The sequence below is a fragment of the Streptomyces sp. NPDC048111 genome (genome assembly GCF_043202815.1).
Lineage (GTDB): Bacteria > Actinomycetota > Actinomycetes > Streptomycetales > Streptomycetaceae > Streptomyces.
In genome coordinates, this window is sequence record NZ_JBIDBD010000001.1 from 103,824 (window position 1) to 127,492 (window position 23,669).

At 72.0% G+C, this 23,669-nt stretch carries 17 protein-coding genes; 9 read left to right on the forward strand and 8 right to left on the reverse strand.

Annotated features, from left to right (window positions below; genetic code table 11):
* Nucleotides 1-25 precede the first annotated feature (25 nt).
* The 4 genes from ACGF3I_RS00505 (at nucleotide 26) to ACGF3I_RS00520 (ending at nucleotide 4,243) form a co-directional block, all read left to right on the forward strand.
* Entirely contained in the window at nucleotides 26-670 is a 645-nt protein-coding gene (locus ACGF3I_RS00505) for a dihydrofolate reductase family protein (RefSeq protein WP_393128279.1), read from the forward strand.
* Between the two features lie 103 nt (nucleotides 671-773).
* Nucleotides 774-1,595 carry an alpha/beta fold hydrolase gene (locus tag ACGF3I_RS00510; RefSeq protein WP_393128280.1) on the forward strand — a complete coding sequence of 274 codons (822 nt, stop codon included), beginning with the start codon at nucleotides 774-776 and terminating at the stop codon, nucleotides 1,593-1,595.
* A 247-nt stretch (nucleotides 1,596-1,842) separates the two neighbouring features.
* Nucleotides 1,843-3,354 (forward strand): arabinofuranosidase catalytic domain-containing protein, encoded by a 1,512-nt coding sequence (locus ACGF3I_RS00515; protein WP_393128281.1) that lies wholly within the window; start codon nucleotides 1,843-1,845, stop codon nucleotides 3,352-3,354.
* Between the two features lie 82 nt (nucleotides 3,355-3,436).
* On the forward strand, nucleotides 3,437-4,243 hold the full coding sequence (locus tag ACGF3I_RS00520; RefSeq protein ID WP_393128282.1) for an inositol monophosphatase family protein: 807 nt from the start codon (nucleotides 3,437-3,439) through the stop codon (nucleotides 4,241-4,243).
* Between the two features lie 63 nt (nucleotides 4,244-4,306).
* On the opposite strand, the gene ACGF3I_RS00525 is transcribed toward ACGF3I_RS00520, so the two are convergent.
* The 3 genes from ACGF3I_RS00525 to ACGF3I_RS00535 form a co-directional block, all read right to left on the reverse strand.
* Complete coding sequence (locus ACGF3I_RS00525; protein ID WP_393128283.1) at nucleotides 4,307-8,632, reverse strand: molybdopterin-dependent oxidoreductase; 4,326 nt, start codon at nucleotides 8,630-8,632, stop codon at nucleotides 4,307-4,309.
* Nucleotides 8,633-8,948: 316 nt separating this feature from the next.
* A complete protein-coding gene (locus ACGF3I_RS00530; RefSeq protein WP_393128284.1) occupies nucleotides 8,949-9,368 on the reverse strand; it encodes a molybdopterin-binding protein in 420 nt (139 codons plus the stop codon).
* Nucleotides 9,369-9,532: 164 nt separating this feature from the next.
* Entirely contained in the window at nucleotides 9,533-10,069 is a 537-nt protein-coding gene (locus ACGF3I_RS00535) for a DUF6790 family protein (RefSeq protein ID WP_393128285.1), read from the reverse strand.
* A 56-nt stretch (nucleotides 10,070-10,125) separates the two neighbouring features.
* On the opposite strand from ACGF3I_RS00535, the gene ACGF3I_RS00540 reads away from it, so the two are divergent.
* Together ACGF3I_RS00540 and ACGF3I_RS00545 are read left to right on the forward strand one after the other, a co-directional pair.
* Nucleotides 10,126-10,578 (forward strand): MarR family winged helix-turn-helix transcriptional regulator, encoded by a 453-nt coding sequence (locus tag ACGF3I_RS00540; protein WP_393128286.1) that lies wholly within the window; start codon nucleotides 10,126-10,128, stop codon nucleotides 10,576-10,578.
* Between the two features lie 91 nt (nucleotides 10,579-10,669).
* Nucleotides 10,670-11,722 (forward strand): MarR family transcriptional regulator, encoded by a 1,053-nt coding sequence (locus tag ACGF3I_RS00545; protein WP_393128287.1) that lies wholly within the window; start codon nucleotides 10,670-10,672, stop codon nucleotides 11,720-11,722.
* Nucleotides 11,723-11,761: 39 nt separating this feature from the next.
* Here ACGF3I_RS00545 and ACGF3I_RS00550 read toward each other — a convergent pair whose 3' ends face one another.
* From ACGF3I_RS00550 to ACGF3I_RS00565, 4 genes are all read right to left on the reverse strand, one after another.
* Nucleotides 11,762-11,932 (reverse strand): hypothetical protein, encoded by a 171-nt coding sequence (locus tag ACGF3I_RS00550; RefSeq protein ID WP_393128288.1) that lies wholly within the window; start codon nucleotides 11,930-11,932, stop codon nucleotides 11,762-11,764.
* A gap of 192 nt (nucleotides 11,933-12,124) precedes the next feature.
* Nucleotides 12,125-12,958 carry a class I SAM-dependent methyltransferase gene (locus ACGF3I_RS00555; protein WP_393128289.1) on the reverse strand — a complete coding sequence of 278 codons (834 nt, stop codon included), beginning with the start codon at nucleotides 12,956-12,958 and terminating at the stop codon, nucleotides 12,125-12,127.
* Nucleotides 12,959-13,221: 263 nt separating this feature from the next.
* The gene (locus tag ACGF3I_RS00560; RefSeq protein WP_393128290.1) at nucleotides 13,222-14,280 is read right to left on the reverse strand and encodes a 1-acyl-sn-glycerol-3-phosphate acyltransferase; all 1,059 of its coding nucleotides are present in this window, start codon (nucleotides 14,278-14,280) and stop codon (nucleotides 13,222-13,224) included.
* Entirely contained in the window at nucleotides 14,277-15,191 is a 915-nt protein-coding gene (locus ACGF3I_RS00565) for a patatin-like phospholipase family protein (protein ID WP_393128291.1), read from the reverse strand. The genes ACGF3I_RS00560 and ACGF3I_RS00565 overlap by 4 nt, the downstream gene beginning before the upstream one ends.
* A 227-nt stretch (nucleotides 15,192-15,418) precedes the next feature.
* On the opposite strand from ACGF3I_RS00565, the gene gdhA reads away from it, so the two are divergent.
* Together gdhA and ACGF3I_RS00575 are read left to right on the forward strand one after the other, a co-directional pair.
* Complete coding sequence (gene gdhA / locus ACGF3I_RS00570; protein WP_393128292.1) at nucleotides 15,419-16,774, forward strand: NADP-specific glutamate dehydrogenase; 1,356 nt, start codon at nucleotides 15,419-15,421, stop codon at nucleotides 16,772-16,774.
* Between the two features lie 136 nt (nucleotides 16,775-16,910).
* The gene (locus ACGF3I_RS00575) at nucleotides 16,911-18,305 is read left to right on the forward strand and encodes a glycoside hydrolase family 26 protein (protein WP_393128293.1); all 1,395 of its coding nucleotides are present in this window, start codon (nucleotides 16,911-16,913) and stop codon (nucleotides 18,303-18,305) included.
* 73 nt (nucleotides 18,306-18,378) lie between these two features.
* Here the strand turns inward: ACGF3I_RS00575 and ACGF3I_RS00580 are convergent, their stop codons facing one another.
* On the reverse strand, nucleotides 18,379-19,326 hold the full coding sequence (locus tag ACGF3I_RS00580) for a helix-turn-helix domain-containing protein (protein ID WP_393128294.1): 948 nt from the start codon (nucleotides 19,324-19,326) through the stop codon (nucleotides 18,379-18,381).
* 91 nt (nucleotides 19,327-19,417) lie between these two features.
* On the opposite strand from ACGF3I_RS00580, the gene ACGF3I_RS00585 reads away from it, so the two are divergent.
* Nucleotides 19,418-23,638 carry a S8 family serine peptidase gene (locus ACGF3I_RS00585; protein WP_393128295.1) on the forward strand — a complete coding sequence of 1,407 codons (4,221 nt, stop codon included), beginning with the start codon at nucleotides 19,418-19,420 and terminating at the stop codon, nucleotides 23,636-23,638.
* Nucleotides 23,639-23,669: the final 31 nt, after the last annotated feature.

Below are 23,669 nucleotides of genomic sequence, written 5' to 3' on the forward strand. Positions count from 1 at the left end.
GCCGACGCAACCCGATGAGGACCCCATGGAACAACTGCTGAGAGTCATGAACTTCAACGTCTCCAGTGACGGCATCGCCGCCGGTGAGCACCAGACGCTCCAGATGCCGTTCGGCGTCGAACATCCCGAGCGGCTCTTCTCGTGGGCCGGCGCCACGGCCAGCTGGCCCAACCGCACGGCTCCCGGCGGAACCCGGGGTCTCGACGACTACTTCACCCGGGACTTCGCACGCAACATCGGCGCCGAGATCATGGGCCGCAACAAGTTCGGCCCCCAGCGCGGCCCCTGGGACGACGAGACGTGGCAGGGCTGGTGGGGCGAGGAGCCGCCGTTCCGCACGCCGGTCTTCGTACTGACCCACCACAAGCGGCCGTCGTTCACCCTCTCCGACACGACGTTCCACTTCGTCGACGGGGACCCGGCCTCGGTCCTGGAGCAGGCCCGCGAGGCGGCCCAGGGCAAGGACGTGCGGCTCGGCGGCGGGGTCTCCACCGTCCGCCAGTTCCTCGACGCCGACCTCGTCGACACCCTGCACGTGGCCGTCGCGCCCGTGGAGCTCGGCTCGGGCCTGCGCCTGTGGGACTCCCCCGACGAGCTCACCGACCGGTTCCACCATGAGGCCGTGCCCAGCCCGAGCGGGGTGACGCACCACCTGTTCTGGCGACGGTGACCCAGGCAGGCCACAACTCGCTTCCACAGCAAGCACGTTGCACCATGGGGGCCGCCCCACACAGGCACCCTCCAATCTCAGCGCCCCCGGACGGACGGACCCGATGACGACCAACCAACACAACTCCGCACCCGCATCCGCATCCGCATCCGCTTCGCCCGTACCCGCTTCGCCTGAAGGCCGGTACGCGCAGGTCAACGGCCTCACCATGTACTACGAGAGCCACGGCGAAGGCCGTCCGCTGGTGCTGCTGCACGGCGGCGTACTCACCATCGAGCTGTCCTTCGGCGCCCTCCTGCCCGCGCTGGCGGCGACGCACCGCGTGATCGCCGTCGAGTTGCAGGGCCACGGGCACACCGCGGACACCGACCGCGAGATGACGGTGCCGAACCTCGCCGAGGACGTCGTGGCGCTGCTCGACACGCTCGGTATCGAACGCGCCGACCTCTTCGGGTTCAGCCTCGGCGGCATGACCGCGCTGGAGATGGCCGTGCGGCACCCGGAGCGCGTGGGCCGGGTGGTCCTGGCATCCGTCCCGTTCCGTCAGGACGGCTATCTGGCGGAGATCCGTGATCCGGCACTGCATGCCGGGTCACGGCGCCTCCCGTCGCAGGCCGACTTCCAGGCGATGGCGGACGCGTACACGGCCGTCGCCCCCGACCCCGGGCACTTCCGGGCCTTCCTGGCGAAGTGCACGGCCGCGGCCGGCTACGAGGGCTGGTCGGAGGACGAGCTGCGCGGGCTCTCCGCGCCGGCGCTGCTGATCGCGGGCGACACGGACTTCGTGAGCGTCGAGCACATGGCGACGATGCACCGCCTCGTTCCGGACGCGCGGCTCGCGATCCTTCCCGACTGCCTGCACATGGACGTCCTGCGCCGCACGGAACTCGTCCTCCCCATGGTGGAGTCCTTCCTCGCCTCGTAAGCGGTCGAGCCCGCCCGGTACCGGCCGGTACCGGGCGGGCACCAGGCCCCGCCACCGCGTCCGCGTCCGGTCCGCGACCAGATTCACAACCGGACAGAACCCAAACATCCCGCAAAAGCACCAACCCGCGAAGCAACAAACATTGACGAAACCAAACAGCGGGTCTACGTTGCGCCTCAATCGCACTGCTTGCAACTCGCGTCCCACGCACACCTGTTGAGGCCGCACCCGACCCCAGGAGCACAGCATGCGCAGCGCATCACACCCCCGTCCGTCGGCTCGTGCCCGCGCGTTACGCCATGGCCCGGGCGCCCGTGCGCGCCGGGCCGCGCTCTCCGTCCTGGCCGTCCTGGCCGCCGTGCTCGGCACCCTGCTGGCGCTGCCGGGCCCGTCCCAGGCCGCCACGTCGCTGCCCTGTGACATCTACGGCAGCGCGGGCACTCCATGCGTCGCCGCGCACAGCACGACCCGCGCCCTGCTCTCCGGCTACAACGGTCCGCTGTACCAGGTGCGGCGGGTCTCCGACGGCGGGGCCAAGGACATCGGACCGCTGGCGCCCGGCGGGTACGCCAACGCCGCCGCACAGGACGTGTTCTGCCAGAACACCACGTGCTCGATCAGCAAGGTCTACGACCAGACGGCTCGGCACAACGACCTCCTGCCCGGCCCGGCCGGCACCGCCGGCATGGGCGCCGACCGGGGCGCGGACGCCGCCGAGATCGCGGTGACGGCGGGCGGCCACAAGGTGTACGGCATCTGGATCTCGCCCGGCGTCGGCTACCGCTCCGTGGGCCAAGCCTCGGGCACGGAGGTCGACGGCCAGGCAGAGGGGGCCTACATGGTCGCGAGCGGCACCCATGTGGGGTCCGCCTGCTGCTTCGACTACGGCAACGCCGAGCGGACGCCCGCCGACACCGGCAACGGCCACATGGACGCCGTCTCCATCGCCACCACCTGCTACTTCGCTCCCTGCACGGGCGCGGGACCCTGGGTGGAGGCCGACCTGGAGAACGGCATGTTCCAGGGCGCCGACGGCTCCAACACCGCCAATCGCGGCAACGCCACCCCGTACGTCACCGCCATGCTCAAGAACAACGGGCAGACCAGGTACGCCCTCAAGGGCGGGGACGCGCAGTCGGGCGGCCTGTCGACCTGGTGGGACGGGGCGCTGCCCAACCGCGGCGGCTACCGGCCGATGCAGCAGGAGGGCGGCATCATCCTGGGGACCGGCGGCGACAACAGCAATTGGAACCGCGGCACGTTCTTCGAGGGCGTGATGGTCGCCGGATACCCGACGGACGCCGCCGAGAACGCGGTGCAGGCCGACATCACCTCCGTCGGCTACACCGGCCAGACCGACGAACCCAACGGCGACCAGCGGAAGTTCACCGGGCCCGGCGGCACGTGCGTCGACGTGGCGGCCGACGACACAGGGGTGAACGGAGCGGCCGTGCAACTGTGGGGCTGCCAGAAGTACGCCGAGGACCAGCACTGGGCCCGCCTGGCCGACGGGACGCTCCGCACGCTCGGGCGCTGCCTGGACATCAACGGCAACGGCACGGCGGACGGTACCAAGGTCGAGCTCTGGGACTGCAACGGTGTGGGCGGCCAGAAGTGGGTGGCGCAGCCGAACGGTTCGCTGCTCAACCCCCAGTCCGGCAGGTGCCTCGACTCCCCCAGTGGCGCCACCGCCAACGGAACCCGCCTCCAGATCTGGGACTGCAACGGCAGCCCCGCCCAACAGTTCCAACTGCACTGACCCGAGCCGCTCCGGTCCGTGCCCCGGCCCCGGGGCACGGACCGGACGGCCCGACCGCGCCCGCCCCGATACGCTGCGCGGCATGATCGACTCACCCGAGAACGACGACGATGCCGCGGTCGCGACGGCAGCCGCACGAGCGGGCGCCGACGTGGTCCGCGGCACGTACGGCCAACGGCTCGACCGGATCGACAAAGGCGCCGGGGACTTCGCCACCACCGCCGACGTGGAGGCGGAGAGCGCGATCCTCGGCGTCATCCGGGCCGCACGGGCCGACGACGCGGTGCTCGGCGAGGAGGGCGGCCGGCAGGGGGCGGCCACCGCTCGGCGGCAATGGCTGGTGGATCCCCTCTGCGGCACCCTGAACCATGCGGTGGGCAGCATGCTGGTGGCCGTCAATGTGGCCCTGTCCGACGGAGCGGCGGCGATAGCCGACCCTTTCAGCGGCGAGGTCTTCGTCACCGACGGAGAGAGCGCCTGGGTGCATCAGGACGGCTCCCCCGCTACACCCCTCAGCCCTACCCCCGACAGTCGGCTGGTGGACGTCAACCTCGACCCGCCCTTCCCAAGTGCGCCGGAGCTGCGCGCAGTTGGCCTCCTGTCCCACCCGCGCTTCATCGAGCTCTTCCGGCCTCGTGTCGTCTCCACGACGTTGGCGCTGGCATGGGTGGCCGCAGGGAAGCGTGCCGCGTACGTCACCGACGGAGGCGATCTGCGCCAGAGCGTGCACTTCGCAGCGGGCATCGCCCTGTGCCGAGCCGCCGGCTGCGTCGTCACCGGCATCGACGGCGCTCCACTTGGCGAGTCGGGGCGCGGGCTGCTGGTTGCCGCCGACGGCGAGACCCATCGGCTGCTGTTGTCCATGATGCTCGACCAGCGTGCCCAGTGACCCCCTCCGCCGGTCCCGGCGGTGCACGGACTGGCCGCGGCCTCCTCGCCAGGCACGGGCACCTCAGTACACATCCCGCACATACCGCTTCTCCGCCGACAACCGCCGCACATGTGCCGCGGCCTCGTCCTCATCCATCTTGCCGTGGGTGGCCACCACCTCCCTGAGCGCCTGGTCGACGTCCTTCGCCATGCGTCCCCGGTCCCCGCAGACGTAGAAGTGGGCGCCGTCGCGGAGCCAGCCCCACAGGCGGGCCCCGTTCTCCCGCATGCGGTCCTGGACGTAGACCTTGTTGCGCTGGTCGCGGGAGAACGCGAGGTCGAGACGGTCGAGGTGGCCGGAGGCACGGTGGGCCTCCAGGTCCTGGCGGTAGTAGAAGTCGGTGGCCGCGCGCTGTTCGCCGAAGAAGAGCCAGTTGGGGCCGCCGTGGCCGCGAGCCTCGCGCTCCTCGAGGAAGCCGACGAAGGGGGCCACCCCGGTCCCCGGCCCCACCATGATCATGGGGGTGCCCGGATCCGCCGGCGGCCGGAAGTGCGGAGAGCGCTGGACGAAGACCTGGACGGGACCGTCGTCGGCGCAGTCGGCGAGGTAGCTGGAGCAGACCCCGTTGCGCGTGCGGCCGAGCTCGTTGGTGTACCGCACGACGGACACGGTGAGCCGCACCTCGTCGGGGTGCGCCAGCGGGCTGGAGGATATGGAGTACAGGCGGGGCTGGAGGCGCTTGAGGACGGCGGTCCATTCGGCGGCCGAGGCCCGTACGGGGTACGCCGCCAAGGCGTCGGCGGCCTGGCGGCCCCAGCTCCACCTGGCCAGGGCGTCCTTGTTGTCGGGGCGCAGCAGCCTCTTGAGCTCCTGGCTGCCCGTGCGGTCCCGCAGGAACCGGAGCAGGTCGGTGGTGACGCGGGAGATGTCCAGCCGGCTGCGGAGCGCCTCGCGGAGCGGCAGGGGCGTGCCGTCGCCCAGGTCGACGGGCTCGTCGGGGTCCAGGCCGGTGAGGGCGAGCCACTCCGCGACCAGGGGGGCGCCGTTGGCCGGCCACACGCCCAGGGCGTCGCCCGCCTCGTAGGCGAGTTCACCGGACCGGGTGTCGAAGGCGAACTGGCGGACTTCCTTGCCGGAACCGGGAAGACTGAGCAGCCGGTTGCCGACCAGGAGGGTCGGGAACGGCGACGCCTTGCCGTAACCCGCCGGCGCCTTGGGGGCGGGTGCGGGAGCGGCGCCGGGCGGCAGAGGGCCGGGTAAAGGTACGGCGGTGCTGGACTCGGTCTCGCCAACTGCCGTGCCGGGGCGGCTGGTTGACGCGTTCGGTAGGTCCTCCGTGCGCGGCCCCGTCTCATCGGTGAGCCGCCCCGGGCCCTGGCCCTGCGCCGTCCCGAGCGCGGCGGCGACACGCTCAAGCCACTCCTCGGCTGCCTCCTCGAAGTCGGGTTCGCAGTCGGTGCGCCGCGTGAGCCGGACGGCGCCGAGGGCGTCGAGGCGTTCGTCGAGCCGGCGGCCGTGGCCACAGAAGTCGTCGTAGGTGGAGTCCCCGAAGGCGAGCACCGCGTAGCGGAGTCCCTGCGCAAGTGTGGCGTCGGGGGCGCTGAGGGCGTGCCAGAAGTCCGTACCGTTGTCGGGTGCGTCGCCGTCGCCGAACGTGCTGGTGAGCATCAAGAGGTCGGTGTCGGGGCGGAGTTGGGAGGGATCCACCTCCATCATGGGCAAGAGGTCCACCGGGCGGCCCAGCCCTGTCAGACGGCCCACCGCGGAGCGGGCGAACTCCTCGGCGTTGCCGGTCTGCGAGGCCCACAGGATCACCAGGGGGCGAACGCGGCTGACGGGCACGGCGGTTGATCCTGCGGCGGGGTCGGCGGCGCGCGGCGCGGGTACCGCGCCAGGCGCTGTCACTGCCGCCACCGCCACGGGCCGACGCGAGAACATGCCCGCGAGTACGCCGTCCACCCACAGCGTGGAGTCGGGCGTGAGGGGCGCGTCCAGAGGCAGTACGGGAACGCATCCGTCGAGCGGGGCCGCGGCCAGACCGGCGAGGAAGCCCCAGAGGTATCGGCGCTCGGTCTCGGCGAGCGGTGCGCGGGGCGGGGCGGGTACGGAGGCTTCGAGCCCCAGCACCGCGGCGAGTGCGGGTACGGGGCCGGTGGACGGCTCCAGCTGTGCGGCCGGCGGGGGTGACGCCCGGATCGGGGTCGTGGTGGACCGCGGCGCCGTGGGAGCCACCGTCCTGCTGAGGCTGACGGCGCAGGCCTTGTACCCGGGCTGGAACGAGAGGGGGTCGACGGCGTCGTGGGTGACGGCATTGACGCTGACGTACTCGCCGAACAGGTCGTTCCAGTGGAACGGCGCGAAGCAGGTGCCGGGGCGCACTCGGTCGGTGACGACCGCCGGCAGCACCGCGCGGCCTCGGCGGGACGCGACGTCGAGGTACTGCCCCTCGCGGACACCCAGGGCAGCGGCGTCCTCCGGGTGCACCTCGACGAACGGGGCCGGGTTGAGCTTGGTCAGTTTGGAGACCTTGCCGGTCTTCGTCATGGTGTGCCACTGGTGCTGCAGGCGGCCGGTGTTGAGGACGAACGGGTAGTCGTCGTCGGGGAGTTCAGCGGGCGGCAGGTGAGGGCGGGCGAAGAAGCGGGCACGGCCGCCGGCGGTGGGGAAGGCGAGGCGGGGGCGGGTGCCGTCCTCACGGGTGAGCAGGGTCTGGCTGACGCCGTCGTTGAGGTAGCGGATCGGATTGCGGTGGGGACCCTCGGCGTCCGGCGCCGGCCACTGCACCGGTGTGGCGCGCATCCGCTCGTAGCTCACACCGCGCAGGTCCCATCCCGTCTGCGGGTTCCAGGCCCGCTTCAGCTCTTCGAAGACCTCTTCGGCGCAGGTGTAGGTGAACGCGTCGGCGAAGCCCATCGCACACCCGACGCGGGCGATCAACTGCCAGTCGGGAAGGGCCTGTTCGGGTGGGTCGAGGACGCCTTGGACGAGCGTGAGGGTGCGCTCCGAGTTGATCATCGTTCCGTCGGACTCGGCCCACAGCGTGGCAGGCAGGACGACATCGGCGTACGCGTTGGTCTCGGTCTCGGCGAACACGTCCTGGGTGATGACGAGTTCGGCGGCCTCCAGCGCGGAGATGACGGTCTTGCGGTTGGCGACGGAGGCGACCGGATTGGTGCAGATGATCCAGCAGGCCTTGATGTCCCCCGCGGCCATCCGCTCGAACATCTCGACCGTGCCGCGCCCGGCCTCGGTACGCAGGGAACCCTCGGGGACGTTCCACAGGTCTTCGACGAAGGCGCGGTCGGCGTCCACGAGGACCGAGCGCTGTCCGGGCAGGCCCGGCCCCATGTAGCCCATCTCGCGTCCGCCCATGGCGTTGGGCTGACCGGTGAGGGAGAACGGTCCGGAGCCGGGACGGCACAGTGCGCCGGTGGCCAGGTGCAGGTTGACCAGGGCGTTGGTGTTCCACGTACCGTGCGTCGACTGGTTGAGGCCCATGGTCCAGCAGCTCATCCACTCACGGGCCTCGCCGATCCAGCGCGCGGCCCGCCGGATGTCGTCCTCGGCGAGGCCGGTGATCGCGGCGACGCGGTCGGGCGGATAGTCGGCGAGGAAGGCCGGCATCTCGTCCCAGCCCTCGGTGGACTCGGCGATGAACCTCTCGTCGGTGTGGCCCGCGGCGTGCAGGAGGTGCAGCAGTCCGTTGAGGAGGGCCAGGTCGGTGCCGGGCCTGACCTGGAGGAACAGGTCGGCCTTGTCGGCGGTGGCACTGCGCCGCGGGTCGACCACGATCAGTTTGGCGCCGGCCTTGACGCGGTCCATCATCCGCAGGAACAGGATCGGATGGCAGTCGGCCATGTTCGAGCCGATCACGAAGAACACGTCCGCGTGGTCGAAGTCCTCGTAGGAGCCGGGCGGTCCGTCGGCGCCGAGTGACAGTTTGTAGCCCGAGCCCGCCGAGGCCATGCACAGACGGGAGTTGGACTCGATGTGCTGGGTGCGGATGAACCCCTTGGCGAGCTTGTTCGCCAAGTACTGTGCTTCCAGCGACATTTGGCCGGACACGTAGAGGGAGATCGCGTCCGGTCCGTGCTCGTCGAGCAGGGCGCGCAGCCGGGCGGCCACCTTCGCGATCGCCTCGTCCACGTCGGCCATGTCCGGTGCGGCGCCCCGGTCGGCGCGTATGAGCGCTCGGTCCAGTCGTCCCGGCGCGGCCATCATGTCCGCGCTCGTGGCCCCTTTGGTGCACAGCCGACCGGAGTTGGCGGGATGCTCCTTGTCCCCGGAGACCTTCGCGGCACGACGCCGGCCGTCGGCGTCCCGGACCACGTCAAGCACGATCCCGCAGCCGACGCCACAGTACGAACAGACCGTGCGGACCCTGCCGTCCTTCGAGCCCGATGCCACCGATACACCCCTAGGTTCGTCATCGCGTCCGGATCCGGCCGGTCCCACGCGGGGCGGGCGGCCACTCCTACGGACAGGACCGTAGGAAGATCGAATTACGGTCCGAGATACCCCAGGGACATCAGGGGTTACACCCGTCGCACATGCTCAACTCGGATCGTGTGAGCGGACGGCGCGCCGGGAACCCAGCACTTCGCAGGCTCCCGCTGGACCCGTCCCGGAACGACCGGCGGCCGCTCACGCCGTTCAGGGCGGTGGTGCGGTCGGCGATCGGCCATGGAGCGGGCGTTGGCGTGGCCCATGAGGAGGGTGTGGGTCAGGCGGCCGAGAGGGAGACCTCGGTCGCTTTGATCAGTGCGACGACGGAGGAGCCGGCGGCGAGGCCGAGTTCCCGCGCGGCGTCGGCGGTGATCGCGGCGGTGAGACCGCCGCCGTTGACATCGACCTTCACCGACGCCATGGCGGGACCCGCCACGACGTCGACCACCGTGCCGGGGATCTGGTTGCGAATGGACACGCCCTCCACGACGCGGTTGGCGAGGGAGACCTCGGTCGCCTTGACGAGGGCCGTGACGGCGGAGCCCTCGGTCAGGCCCAACTCCTTGGCGGCGTCCGTGGTGATCGCCGCGACGATGTCCTGGCCGCCCTCCAGGCGGACCCGCACCGACGTCATGGCCTCACCGGCAGTGACCGAGGTGACGGTGCCGGCGATCTGGTTACGGATGGACAGGGTCATGAGAACCACGCCTCCCTGCGGAAGAAGTACGGGGGGACGAAATGCACGGATCGGCCGCGATCTCGGTCGCGGCCGACCTTACAGGTGCGGGAAAGCGTCCTGCGGGAATGCCTTCGCCTGTGCGAGCCGGATGCGGCTCCGCGTCCCGCCGAGCGGGATCGCGCTCACCCCAGACGCGCGGCCACCGGGCGGACGGCACGGTCGCGGTCGGCACGCGCGCGGCGGATGCTCCATACGGCCAGGGCGATCATGACGGCGGGGATGAGGACGTCGTCGGCGAGGATGCCACCCGTGTTTCCGGCGGCGTGGTCGCCGTGCGCGAACCACTGGTGGACGTGGCCGATCGTGGCGCCCCACAGGAACGCGGCGGCGCCGAGCCCGATGGTGAGACGTTCGCGCGGGGAGGCGGACGCGCCGCGGAAGCCCATCAGCGCGAACCCGAGATTGGCGAAGGCGATCTCGAACTGGAACGGCGAGTGGGCGAACCCGATGGCGTCGGCCATGGCGTCCGGAAACGCCAGGAAGGAGAACGTGATCCACAGGCTGCCGCAGCCGAGGGCGCCCACCGACCACCAGCGAGCCCAGATCTCAAGGGCGGGCCTGTCGGGGTTGCGGCGACAGCTCAGCAGCGCGCCCAGGGCGGGAACCAGCAGGAACAGCAGCGGGAACGCGGTCCGAACCGCGTAGGGGAGAGTGTCCATGCATCGAGTGTTGCATGGTTAATATTAACCGCGCAACAGTCAGGTAGAGTGGCCCCATGGACGAAGGACTGGCAGAGCTCCTGTATCGCGTGGTCATGCTGATGGGTGAGGCGGCCCGGCGCCGCTCCGGCCCCGAACAGCGCCTCTCTCCAAGCCAGTTGAGGCTGTTGGGCACGCTTGAGGAGATCCAGCCCGCCACCCAGCACCGGCTCGCCGAGGCCCTGAACCTGTCCGACCCCGCCATCAGCCGCGCCCTGCGCCCACTGGAGGCCGACGGGTACGTGACGATCACCGTCGACCCCGCGCACCGGCGCCGGCGCCTCGTCTCCCTCACACCGACGGGACAGGCCACCTTCCTGGCCGAGGGCAAACCCCTGGAGGAAGAACTGCGCACCGCCCTGCTGGAAGCCGGCTTCCCCTACGAGCGCTACCTCGCGGACACCCACCGGCTCGCCGCCCTGCTGCTGCCGAGGGAGCCGGAACGCGGGGCGGCCTCCACCCGCCCCTGATGACCGGCGGCGGTTCGGCGTGAAGGCCTCTGGACCGGGCGGCCCCGGCTCCGGGACCATCGCCGGGCGATGTGTCACGAGAGGGGGCGGCATGGTCTGGCGCTTTCACTTCACGGTTCAGGATCTCGCCCGCACCCGGCTCGCCGAGGCGCCCATGCCGCTGGTGGAGCTGGTCGCCGCCATGCGCGCCCTGCAGGACCGGCACGCCCAGCCGGTGCGCCTCGGCGCCTGGCGACAGAACACCCTGGCCGCGCTGCCACCCGATGCGCGCCGCGTCCTGGCCCTGGCTCCACCCCTCGGCATGTCGCCCAGCTTCCTCGCCCCGCTGCGGGCAGGGGCACCCAGCCGCTTGCTGGAGCACCTCCTCACCGCCACCCCCGAGGCCCTGGACGCCGACCTGCGGAGCATCGCCGATTCGGGTCAGCACGTTCCGTCCTGGGCCCGCGACCTCGCGGACGACATCGATCTGCGCCGGGAGTTCCACCATCGCGTGGGGCACCTCTTCGACCGTTTGGTGGGTCCGTACTGGGAGCGGCTGGCCGCACACTTCGAGGCCGACCGTGCGGTGCGCGTGCGGCAGCTGCTCGACGGTGGCGTCGAGCAGCTGCTCTCCCTGGCGAATCCGCTGTGGCTGTGCTGGAAGCCCCCGGTTCTGGAGATGCGCACGGTTCGGCAGGGTGCCGACGTCGACGTGCATCTCGGCGGCACGGGGCTCCTCCTCGTCCCCTCGACGTTCCACGCGCGCCCCGCCTTCCACACGGGCGAACCCCAGCCCGTACTCACCTACGTCGCGGGCATCGACCAGCCGCTGAGCCATCTGACCGCTCTCGCGCCCAAGGCCCCCGCCGCCACGACGACGGCCGCCCTGACCGCACTCCTGGGCCGCACGCGGGCCGCCGTACTGAACACCATCGCCACCCGGCCCGGCTCCACCACCAAGGATCTCGCCGCGCTCGTGGGGATCTCACCGGCCAACGCCAGCGAGCACGCGACCGTGCTGCGTGAAGCCGGGTTGATCCAGACCGTCAGGCACCGCAACACCGCGCTCCACAGCCCCACCCGCCTGGGCGTCTCCCTCCTCGACACCCCGTCGCCCCCTGCCCCGGGCGCGCCGCCCGGCGCGACCGGCCCCGGAACGCAATGACAATCGGCGCGGTGACCGCACGCGGGCGCCGCTCACACGTCACCGGGCGAGAACGACGAGGAGCACGAGCACTCCCCCGGTGCACAGGGCATGGTCCGACCGCGACCGTACGCCCCGCACGAAGAGCGACAGTCCGAGCGCCAGCGGCACGCCGCAGACCCCCTGCACGCACTGCTCAAGGACCACCTCGACCAACCGACACCAGATCATCCCTGGATCCCCCTTTCCGCAAGGAGGTCCAGCGTCCGCTGCCGGCAGGCAGGGTCTCGAACTCGTTCGCCCCGGACCGAACAACGGCCTTACGGGAGGAATCGGACGGTTCGATGTCGTCGTCGCGCGGCAGCGCTCCCGGCCGGCGCCGGTCTGGGCCTGACGATGCGTCAGACCGCAGCGGTCGGGCAGTCAGGACCGGCGCCCCCACGAGGTGATCATGCCGGGAGAGAGGGCGGCGAGCGAGGGTGAGGCCAACTCGGCCAAGGCGTCGTCGAGTTCGCCCGGTCTCAGGAACGGGCCGGCCTCCAGAGCGTCCCGCATGCCCGACCACGTGTGCTTCCAGAAGGCCGTAATGGGGGCGTCGACGGTCAGCGGCGGCACCACGATCTCCGCACCGACGTGCAGCAACCCCAGGTCGTGCAACAGCTGCGGGTAGCGCGGCACCCAGCTGATGTCCGTACCGATCCGCTCCCGCAGCGCCAGCCACATGGCCGTCATCACCCGCTGGTAGGCGCTGCTCGGCGACTGGGCCGTGGTCAGATCGATGGCGTCGCCGACGACGAGCCAGCCGCCGGGCACCACCCACTCGGCCAGGCGCTGCAACACCTGCGCGTGCTCCGGCAGATGCATGAGGACGAAGCGGCAGTGCACGAGGTCGAACCGGCCCGGTGCCAGGGTCGCGTCCGTGATGTCCGCGGTCATCGTACGGACGCGTCCACCGGGATCGGCGCGCACGAACCGGGGGTCGCGGTCCAGCGCCAGGACCTCGTCGACCCCGGCCTCGTCGGCCAGCCAGCGGCTGATCGTTCCGGTGCCGGCGCCCACGTCGAGACAGCGCCACCCGGGCCCGGCGCCGAGCGCGGCCAGACGGGCCCGCGTCACCGCGTCATAGGCGAGGGCGCCGTAGTCGATGCGCTCGTCCTCGCCCGTGGCATCGGGTGTGAACAGGCCCGTGCCGTAGCGCCCGCCGTCCGGCGCGGGGTCCGGCTCGCCCGCGGCTCGCGGATCCGATGCTCCGTCCACGGCGTCTCCTTCCGACGCGGGCCCACTTCCAGCTTCCCGCCGTCCGCGCCCCCGCGCATGTCCTGCGCTGCCGGGCCCCGGTGCCGTTCGCTCCCGGTCGTACGCGCCCGCCGGGGGTCACCGCGGACGTCGCGCCGCGCGGGCGCCGCGCAGCACAGCGACGCGGTGCTCGGCTGTATCGCCGTGTTCGGTCGGAACGCCGTGTTCGGTCGTAACACGGCTCTCGGCCGCCACGTGGTGCTCGCCGTTACGCCCGCCGAGCGTCACACAGCGCTGGGTCCGGCGGACGCCGCCTGCTCACCGCACTGCTCGTCGATCCAGCCGTCCACCCGCGCCCACTGATCGGTCAGCCACGACTCCCGCGCCGGCCGGCCGGGCGGTATCGCCTGGTGCGGCACCCGCCACCAGGTGGCCCGCACCGGCGCCCGCAGGGGGAGGCCCCGCCACAGGCTGCCGGGCGAGTCGATGTGGTCAAGTCCGGTGTGCGCGACGAAGACGACCTCCGCCCCGGCGTCCCCCGCGCCGTCGAGGGCCGCCAGGGACCCCTCCATCCGGGGCGGCAGGACGTGGTGCTGCCGGCGTGCCCGGGCGGCCCGCCGCAGGCGGCCGGTGCGCGTGAGCCAGCCGATGGCCCGGCGTCGGCGGCGCTCGGTGAAATTGCCGCCCTCGGGGAACACCAGCAGCGCCTCCCCCGCGTGCAGGCCCGCGGCCAGCGCCGCTATCGCGTCGGCCGTCCGGCCGTCGGTACGGCGCGGCACGAAGCAGTGGGGCAGGCGGCTGAGCACCAGGTCGAGACAGGGGTCCCAGCGCAGGAACTCCTTGAGCACGACCTGGGGACGCAGGCCCGCGCCGCAGAGCAGACCGTGGACCATCAGGATCGAGTCCCCCGGGCCCGCGTGGCGGGCGAAGACGACGATGCCCTCCGGCGTCGGGGCCGCCCGCGGCGGGATCGGCGGATCGACCTCCGTACGCAGGGCGAAGATCCGCCGGGAACACCTCACCAGGAACCTCAACAGGCCGTCCAGGACCCGGTAGTTGAGCGCCACGAGCAGCTCCTCGCGACGCCTGCCCGCGCTCAGGCACCGCAACCGTACGACACACGCGGCGAGCACGCCCGCCAGGTCGGCCACCAGATACACCAGCGCGTAGAGAGCCAGCCGTTGCGGCTGCCAGCCGCGTGCGGAGCGTCCGGCGAGCAGCGACAGCGGGGCCAGCACCAGGGTCGTGAGGAACACGGTCAGCGCCAGGGGTATCAGGGCGACCAGCGCGGGCAGCGTCACACACCGTCTGGCCGCGTCCCGTGCGAGCGCCGTGCCGCTCATGGGGCGCTGCCCCTACGGGACTTGTGTGCGGCCTCCAGGTAGGCGGCCGACGCCTCGTAGGCCCGCTCGATGCGCTGTCGGGAGAGGCCGAAGTCGCGGTGGCGCAGCTTGCGGGCGGCGATGTCCTCGCCCTTGCCCGAGGTCGCGCCCGAGCCCGCGCCCGTGGGCAGCAGGTGCACCTCGACCCCGGCCGGGAGGTCCGCCATGTCACGGGTGAAGCGGTGGCGGCGCGCGATCTCGAACGCCACGGACGCCACCTCCCAGGGTGCACGGGGCGCGCGCAACGGCCGTTCCACGCGGCCGACTTGAAGGACGTAGACCGTACGGGCCCCGGCCGCCACGGCCCGGCCCACGGGGATGCTGTTGATCAGGCCGCCGTCGAAGAAGTGCTCACCGCCCGCCTCGACCGGGGGCAGGAGTCCGGGCACGGCGCAGGACGCCATCACGGCCGGGACCAGGGGGCCCTCGGTGAACCAGTGCTCGGCGGCCCGCTCGATGCTCGCCGCGACGCACTGGAAGGGCACCGCGAGGTCCTCGATCCGCTTGCCGGGCAGCCGGGTCGACAGCAGTTCGTACAGCGGTTGCGAGGAGTACACGTGGGTCCGGTTGCGGGCGGCGCGCCGGATGCGGTGGAGCACCGAGCCCGAGAAGACACCGGAGCGGCCGAGGCTCCCCCACAGATCGGCCAGTTCCCGCACGGCCCGCTCGGTCGGCTCGGCCGCGATCGCCGCGCCGTTGATCGCGCCCACCGACGTCCCGACGACCAGATCCGGCCGGATCCCGGCCTCGATCAACGCCCTGAGCATGCCGACCTCGTAGGCACCGAGGGCCCCGCCACCGCCCAGAACGAAAGCACAGCGGTAGGCCGGGCCGGGCCCCTGGGACCCCGGTATCGCGACGTCGTCACCCATACTCGGCCGCCTGCCCCGTACGGGCCGCCGCCATCCTCGCGTGGCGCTCCCTCCCGCGCGTGCACGGGGGCGAAACGGTAGGGCGTGCGGACGAATCGCCCGGCAACAGGGACCTCTTTAACGAGACTTGACCGTCTTCCGAGGGGTGGACCGGTATGACCGTCCCGGGCCGTGGTGTGGCACTGTGAACCGGGCCCGCACGCCCTGGAACCCACGTCGGAAGGGACATGACCGTGACCGACCCCAAGGACCGTCTGGACGCTCTGCGGACGGACATCGAGCGCCGCAACCCCGGACAGCCCGAGTTCCACCAGGCCGTGCGAGAGGTCCTGGACACCCTGGGCCCCGTCCTCGCGACCCGCCCCGAGTACGCCGGACACGGGCTCCTCGAGCGGCTTCTCGAGCCCGAGCGGCAGATCATCTTCCGGGTGCCGTGGACCGACGACCACGGCCGCGTCCACGTCAACCGCGGCTACCGGGTGGAGTTCAACAGCGCGCTCGGCCCGTACAAGGGAGGGCTGCGCTTCCACCCTTCGGTGGACGTCGGCGTCGTGAAGTTCCTCGGCTTCGAGCAGATCTTCAAGAACGCCCTGACCGGCCTCGGCATCGGCGGCGGCAAGGGCGGCAGCGACTTCGACCCGCGCGGCAGGTCCGACGCCGAGGTCATGCGGTTCTGCCAGTCGTTCATGACCGAGCTGTCCCGCCACATCGGTGAGCACACCGACGTCCCGGCCGGTGACATCGGCGTCGGCGGGCGCGAGATCGGCTATCTGTTCGGCCAGTACCGCCGCATCACCAACCGCTGGGAGGCTGGTGTCCTGACCGGCAAGGGCCAGGGCTGGGGCGGTTCGGCGATCCGCCCGGAGGCGACCGGCTACGGCTCCGTGCTGTTCGCCGCCGAGATGCTGAAGGTGCGCGGCGAGTCCCTCGACGGGCTCAGCGCGGTCGTCTCCGGCTCCGGCAACGTGGCCCTGTACACCATCGAGAAGCTGCAGGCGTTGGGCGCCAACCCGCTCACGGCCTCGGACTCCTCCGGCTACGTGGTCGACGACAAGGGGATCGACCTGGCGCTCCTCAAGCAGATCAAGGAGGTCGAGCGCGCCCGCATCAGCGAGTACGCCACCCGGCGCGGCCCCTCGGCCCGCTTCGTGCCCGGTGGGCGGGTGTGGGAGGTGCCCGCGGACGTGGCCTTCCCGTCGGCCACGCAGAACGAGCTGGGCGCCGACGACGCGCGCACGCTCATCGCGAGCGGCGTCAAGGCGGTCTCCGAGGGCGCGAACATGCCCACCACTCCCGAGGCGGTGCACCTCTTCCAGGACGCGGGCGTCGCCTTCGGTCCCGGCAAGGCCGCCAACGCGGGCGGTGTCGCCGTCAGCGCGCTGGAGATGGCCCAGAACGCGGGCCGCGTCGCCTGGAGCCGCGAGCGGGTGGAGGACGAACTCGCCGGCATCATGCGGTCCATCCACGCGGTCGCCCACGAGACGGCCGAGCGCTACGGCGCCCGGGGCGACTATGTGACGGGCGCCAACATCGCCGGCTTCGAGCGCGTCGCCGACGCGATGCTCGCCCAGGGCGTCATCTAGGGCGCCGCGGCCCGCCCGCGCCGTCCTGTCCGATCCGGCCTTAAGCGCCGGATCGGACAGGACGGGCCGGCCGGCGCACCCCGTGACCCTCGCCCGTACCATCAGGTGATCACCGTCCCCCGCAGATCGGGCAGCCATGCACCGCCGTACGCTCCTCGCCGCTTCGGGGGCCGCGGCCGTGGCCGGGCTGGTACGTCCCGCCCGTGCCGTGGCCGCCCCGCGCATCACCCTGTCACTGACCGCGCGCGACCCGCAGGCGTCACTGAACGCCCGTGCCGTGTATGACCACTTGGTGGCCCTGGAGAACAACGCACGCGCCGGGACCAACCCCGTGACCGTCATCGGCGGCCACACGGAAGCCCAGAACGAGCTGTACAACCCCGCCTACGGCGACGCCGGCGGCCGCACCCACACCGGGTACTACTACGACAAGATCCGGGCCATCACGGGCAGGCTGCCCGGCTTCGTCGAGATCGACCTGGGTCCCGGGTACGGCAGCACCAACGGCTGGGGCACGTTCGCGTCCCGGTCCTACAACCGGGGCCTCGGCCTGCCCGACCAGCAGCCGCAGTGGCAGTACGTGGACGACGCCGTCGACCTCGCCACCGGCGTGTGGAAGGGCCTTCCGCGCCCCGCGGACGGCACGTACAACCCGGGCGGCGTCATGGTCGCGCTCGACGGCACCCGGACGGCCGTCGTCAACGGCGGGGCCGCGTCCGGCATCGTCGGCGTCAGCTTCCACCAGCCGTACCCGGGTTCGGCGCTCAAGGACTTCAGCCAGGTCCTCACCCAGGTCCAGGGCAAGCGGCCCGCAGGCGTGGCCTCCTACCCCGTCGCGGGCCTCACCACCGACCAGCAGTGGTTCGACCGCCTCGTCGACCGGGAGTCCAACACCCCTGAGTACCAGGCCCTGTTGGCGGATCTCGATCTGCTCGCCGCCACCCTGTCCTACTTCGCGCTGTACGACATCCCCGTCCTGCTGCGCCCTTATCACGAGATGAACGGCGGCTGGTTCTGGTGGGGCGGCAAGACCCCGGCAAGTTATCAGAAGCTGTGGCGGATCACCTACGACCATCTCGTGCAGACCAGGGGCCTGCACAACCTGATCTTCGTGTGGTGCCCCAACGCGTGGCAACCGCAGGGCGGCGACGTTCCGTGGGACTACTACCCGGGCGCGGACCGCGTCGACATCGTCGCCGTCGACGACTACAACCCCCGGTACGGCTCCGGCGCGGCCACTCCCGAGAACCGCGACTTCACCAACATCTACCACCGGGGCCTCGCCGACTACGCCAAGCCCCGGATGCTGGCCGAGACCTTCGACATGCCCGTCACCGCGGACGGCGGCAATGCGCTGACCGCAAGCCCCTGGGTCATCTGGAGCGTCTGGGGCGACGGGGCGACCCGAACCGCCGTCAACTCGAACGCGGACGTGAAGGCCACGTACTACGCGACCCGGCAGGTGCGCACCGGCGGCTCGGGGAGCGGCTTCGGGCAGAACTTCGACTGGGGCTCGCTCCACGCCCATTGACGGTGGTGGCGGGTACCGGACGTCCGCATCCCGGGGCGCGGGGCGCTGGGGACGCACGGGCGGGGGCGGCGGCTCATATCCAGCCCCGTCTCGCGGCGATCACTCCCGCCTGGAAGCGGTTCGCGGCGTTCAGCTCCTCGTGGAGGCGGCTGATGCGGCGGCGCATCGTCCGTACCGACCAGCCCAACTGGCGTGCGATCGCCTCGTCCTTGAGCCCGGCGACCAGCAGGGTGAGCATCTGGCGGTCCTCCTCGCCGAGCGGGTCGTCGGCCGGGGCGTCCAGCGGGGTGGCCGTGCGCCAGCACAGTTCCCAGTAGTCGATCAGGGCGTCCAGGAGGGCGCAGGGGCGGATGACGGCGGCCCGTACCTCCGTGGTGAAGTCGAGGGTGAGCGGCATCAGGGCCAGGCGCCGGTCGGCGATGGCCAGTTTGACGCGCAGGCCCGGCAGGACGCGGGCCTGTTCGCCGTGGGACACCAACTCGCGGATGTCACCGAGGACTCCGGGCCACTCCAGGGCCTCCGGGGCGTACACCGCGCGGTAGCGGACGCCTCTGGTGAGGGCGGTCGACTCGACCGGGTTGGAGGTGGTGAGGGCGTAGGGCGGCCGGTCGAGCGTGATGACCTCCTCGTGGGCCTCCTGCTGGAGCTGGACGAACCAGCGGCCCAACGCCTCGCCCCCGGTGATGACTTCGATCTGGTCGGCGCCGCCCCGCTGGGCCGTGGTGAACAGCAGGGAGAGTTCACCCGCTGCCGCCCGGACGGCGTCGAGGTCGGCGGCGCGCGAGCGCACCAGGGATTCCAGGGCCGCGGCCGGCTCGATGGCCGCGTAGCGGCGCCGCGTTCCGGAGAGGCGGCCCACCAGGCCGTTCTCGCGCAACCTGTCGAGGGCGCGGGCGACCCGCTCGGGAGAGCAGGACAGGTCCTCGGCCAGTTCGGCGGGCGAGGCGGTGTGGCGGACGAGGATCGCCCGGTAGACGCTCTCGTCGAACGGTTCGATTCCGGCGGCGGTCAGCTCGGGCATGGAATGGATCTTGGCCCCTCTGTGCCAGGGGCAGCAATAGGCCAGGCGAAAACGTTGTCTGGACCACTGGATTCCGATTACTTGGTCCAGCATGACCCCTCGAAGAACCCTTACCGCCGCGCTGTCGGCCGTCGTCCTCGGCGGCCTGCTGTCCGCGGCGCCCCAGTCCGCCACCGCGGACCCCCGACCGGATCCGGAACAGCGCGTCATCGTCACGCTGACCGGGGAGGCCGCCGCCGCGAACAGGGGAACCCTGAGCGCCGCGGACGCCCACCGCATCACCGCGGACCGCACGGCCGTCGCCGCCCGCCAGCAGACGTTCCTCGACCGGGCCAAGGGCGCCGGGCTGCACGCCGTGTCTCCGCGCCGGCTGAACCTGCTGCTCAACGCGGTGGCGCTCACCGTGAAGACGTCCGAGGTCGCCGCGCTCAAGCAGCTGCCAGGTGTCACCTCCGTGGTTCCCGACGCCAAGGTGCACGCCCTCACCGACACCAGCGTGCCGCTGGTCAACGCCCCGCAGGTGTGGCGGCGCAAGGACGCGGCGGGCAACGGCGCCGACGGCAGGGGCACCACCGTCGCCATCCTGGACAGCGGGGTCGACTACACCCACCCCGACCTCGGCGGCGGTTTCGGCGAGGGCCACAAGGTGGTCGGCGGCTACGACTTCGCCAACGGCGACGGCGACCCGATGGACGACAACGGGCACGGCACCCACGTCGCCGGCATCATCGCGGGCCGGGCCGCCGAGAAGGGCGGCGTCACGGGCATGGCGCCGGGCGCGAGCATCCTCGCGTACAAGGTGATGGACGACGCCGGCTCGGGCTACACCTCGGACATCGTGGCCGGTATCGAGGCCGCGATCGACCCGGCCAATCCCCACCGCGCCGATGTCATCAACATGAGCCTCGGCGGCCAGGGCGACGGCACGGATCCGCTGGGCGCCGCCGCGACGGCCGCCGTGCGCGCGGGAGTCGTGGTCGTGGCCTCCGCCGGGAACGAGGGGCCCGGCAGCGGCACCATCAGCACCCCGGCGGCCGCCGACGGCGTCATCGCGGTCGGCGCCTCCATCAGCGGTCTGCGCATACCCGGCGCCGCCTACCAGGGCGGCGGGAAGATCCAGACCTACCGCGGCCTCGTCTCCGCCAACCCGCCCGCCAAACCCCTCACCACCGCCCTCGTGGACGTGGGCCGGGGCACCGCGGAGGACTGGGCCGGGGCCGGTGACGTCAAGGGCAAGGCCGTCCGCGTGGACATGCTGGTGGCCCAGTCCTCGCTCGACCTGTACCAGAACGAGATCGACATGGCCCGCGAGGCCGAACGGCGCGGCGCCGTCGCCCTGTTCGGCGGGCCGTCCGGCAGCAGCGGCCCCGTGCTCGCCGCGCCGCGGTCCGCGGAGCAGGAGCCGTCCCTGTCCCCCGCTCCCGAGGGGGGCTCCGTCCCGCTGGCGCCGCAGACCTCCCTCAAGGACTCCGGCGACTCGCTGCGCATGGACCACATCGTCATGTTCGGCATGGACTCCACGCAGTACGCCGAGCTCGGCCGCCGTCTGGCCGCGGGCCCGGTGCGGGTGACGATCACCGGCACGGACGTCACCGACAAGATCGCCTCCTTCTCCTCACGCGGCCCCGATCAGCGCTGGAACCTGAAGCCGGACCTGGTCGCGCCGGGGTACGACATCCGCTCCACCATCCCCAAGTCCCTTTACGCGCCCGGCTATTACCGCATGTCGGGCACGTCGATGGCGGCCCCGCACGTGGCGGGAGCGGCGGCCCTGCTGCGCCAGCTGCACCCGGGCGAGGCCCCCGCGAAGGTCACCTCCGAGCTGGTGGGCTCCGCCCAGCAGCTCAAGGACAACGGCGTGAGCACCGTCGGCTCCGGGCGGCTGGACGCCGCCTCCGCGGCCGACGCGGCGGACGCCGGCATCACCACCTCCCCGGCGACCCTCTCCTACGGCCTCGCCGATCTGGCCGCGCGCACCGTGGGCGGCAGCAGGAAGCTCACCGTCACCAACTCCGCCGGCAAGGCCCGTACCGTCCGGCTGAAGGTGAGCGGCCAGGCGCGGGTCAGTCCGGACACCCTGCGCGTCCCGGCCGGCGGCAGCGCCACGGCGACCGTGACCCTGCGGGCCGACCGTCCGGCGGGTGAGGCGGAGATCGCCGGCACGGTCACCGTCAGCCCCGACCACGGCAGCGCGCTGCGCGTCCCGTACCTCCTGGTCGTACGGCAGCTGTTCCTGCAGGCGGGCCCCGACCCGAGCGACGGCACCTCCAGCGCCGTCGTCCTCACCCCGGCCCCGCTCGCCAAGCCGCCCGTGCTGACCGTCACCCCGCCGCACGGCCGGCCGTACACCGTCGCCACCACGCTGCGCTCCGGCAACGTCTACGAGGCGCAGATCACCGGGCGCGGCACCGGCGCGCATCTGGTCTCCGCGTCCGGCCGCACCACCGACGGCAAGACGCTGACCGCCAACCAGGACGGCTTCGAGGTCACCCCCGAGGACAGCCGGCGCTCGCGCTGGCAGCCCGTCGGGCCCAACTCGCAGAGCGGCGACATCACCACGGCGCCGAGCGCTCCCGGCACGGCCGTCCTCACCCAGTACGACAAGCTCGGCCCGTGGTCGACCGCGGACAACGGCGCCACCTGGCAGCAGCACACCCGGCTGCCGATGGGCGACGTGGGCGGGCGGGCCTTCACCGCCATCGACCCGAAGAACGCCAAGCGCTGGTGGTACGCCGCCAACAGCAGGTCGGGCATCCCCCGCAAGGGTTCGATCCTGCGTACCGATGACGGCGGCCGCACCTGGCGGACCCTGGACACCCCCGACGCCCGCCTCACCGACTTCCTCACCGACGAGTCCGGCAAGACCCTCGTGGCGGTCACCGCCACCGACCTGCTGATCAGCAAGAACGGCGGCGACACCTGGACCACCGAGCCGCTCGGCATCCCGGTCGACGCGGTGTACGACGTCGCGATCGGCGGTGACAGCCTCTACTTCTCGGCCGGCAAGTCGGTGTGGCGGCGCGACGGCCTGTCATTGGGCTCCCTCGGCAAGGCGACGAAGGTGTACGACGCGCCCAGCGGCGGGATCTCCGTCAACGTCGTCGCGGACAGCCAGGTCGTGGCGATCTACGAGATCGGCTCGGGCATCGTCGGCTCCTTCGACGGCGGCGGGAGCTGGGCCACCCTGGACAACCACGGCTACGGCGCCACCGGCCTGACGCTGACCGGCGGCGACCTGTACGTCGGCTACGGCAAGGACATCAGGGTCGGCCGCGACCACGGCCGGCACTGGAGCACCATTCCGTCCGCGAACAAGGCCTCCACCACCTCCGACTTCGACCGCTGGCCGGACGGTTCGCTGACCGTGTCGGCCGACGCCGCGGGCGTCTACCGGGCCACCCCGGACGGCAAGGACTACCGCCGTCTCGGCGTCCAGGGCAGTACCGTCAACTCCCTTGCCGTCAGCGGCGGTCAGCTGCTCGCGGCCGGCCCGCAGGGAACACACCGCACCCCCCTTCCGGCCAACGGCGCGGAGTGGGGGACCACGGGCGGCGAAGGCATGATCGGCGCCGAGACGCGGCTCCTCCAGACATCCGCGAAGGACTCGCGGATCGTGTGGCGGGTGCGCTACGGCGCCTGGGGCGACTTCCACCTCCAGCGCAGCGGTGACGCCGGCGCGACCTGGCAGGAGAAGGGCGAGAGCAACGGAACGGTGTACGCCCTGGCCGTGCACCCCGCCGACCCCGACCGCGTCTACGTCTCGTACGCGAACCTGCTCGGCAAGGGCCTGTTCTCCACCGAGGACGGCGGCGCCACCTGGAAGAACCTGCTCGACGACCGGACTCGTTTCACCGCCGTCGCGGGCGACCCGAAGAACCCCGACCGGCTGTGGCTGGGCGCCCCCGACGGTCTCTACCGCTCGGACAACGGCGGTGACGACATCACCAAGGTCGCCGACGGCCGCGTCGACACCATCGAGTTCACCGGCTCGAAGATGCTGACCGGTGGTGACGCGATCAAGGTCTCCACGAACGGGGGCCGCACCTTCGCCACCGCCGACACCGGTCGACTGCCGTTGCGGGTGAGCGACTTGCTCCAGGTGGGCGGCACGCTGTACGCGGCCACCACCAGTTCCTGGGACACGGCCCTGCCCCGGGGCGGGCGGGGGGTGCTGCGCTCCACGGACGGCGGGCGCAGCTGGCAGAACGTCTCGAACGGCCTGCAGAACCTCAACGCCACGAGCCTGGCGAGCGCCGGCGGCCTGCTGTACGTCGGCACGGTGCAGGGAGGTGTGCACCGCATGAAGCTGTGATCCGCGCGCGTACGCCGGTGTGCCCCCGCCC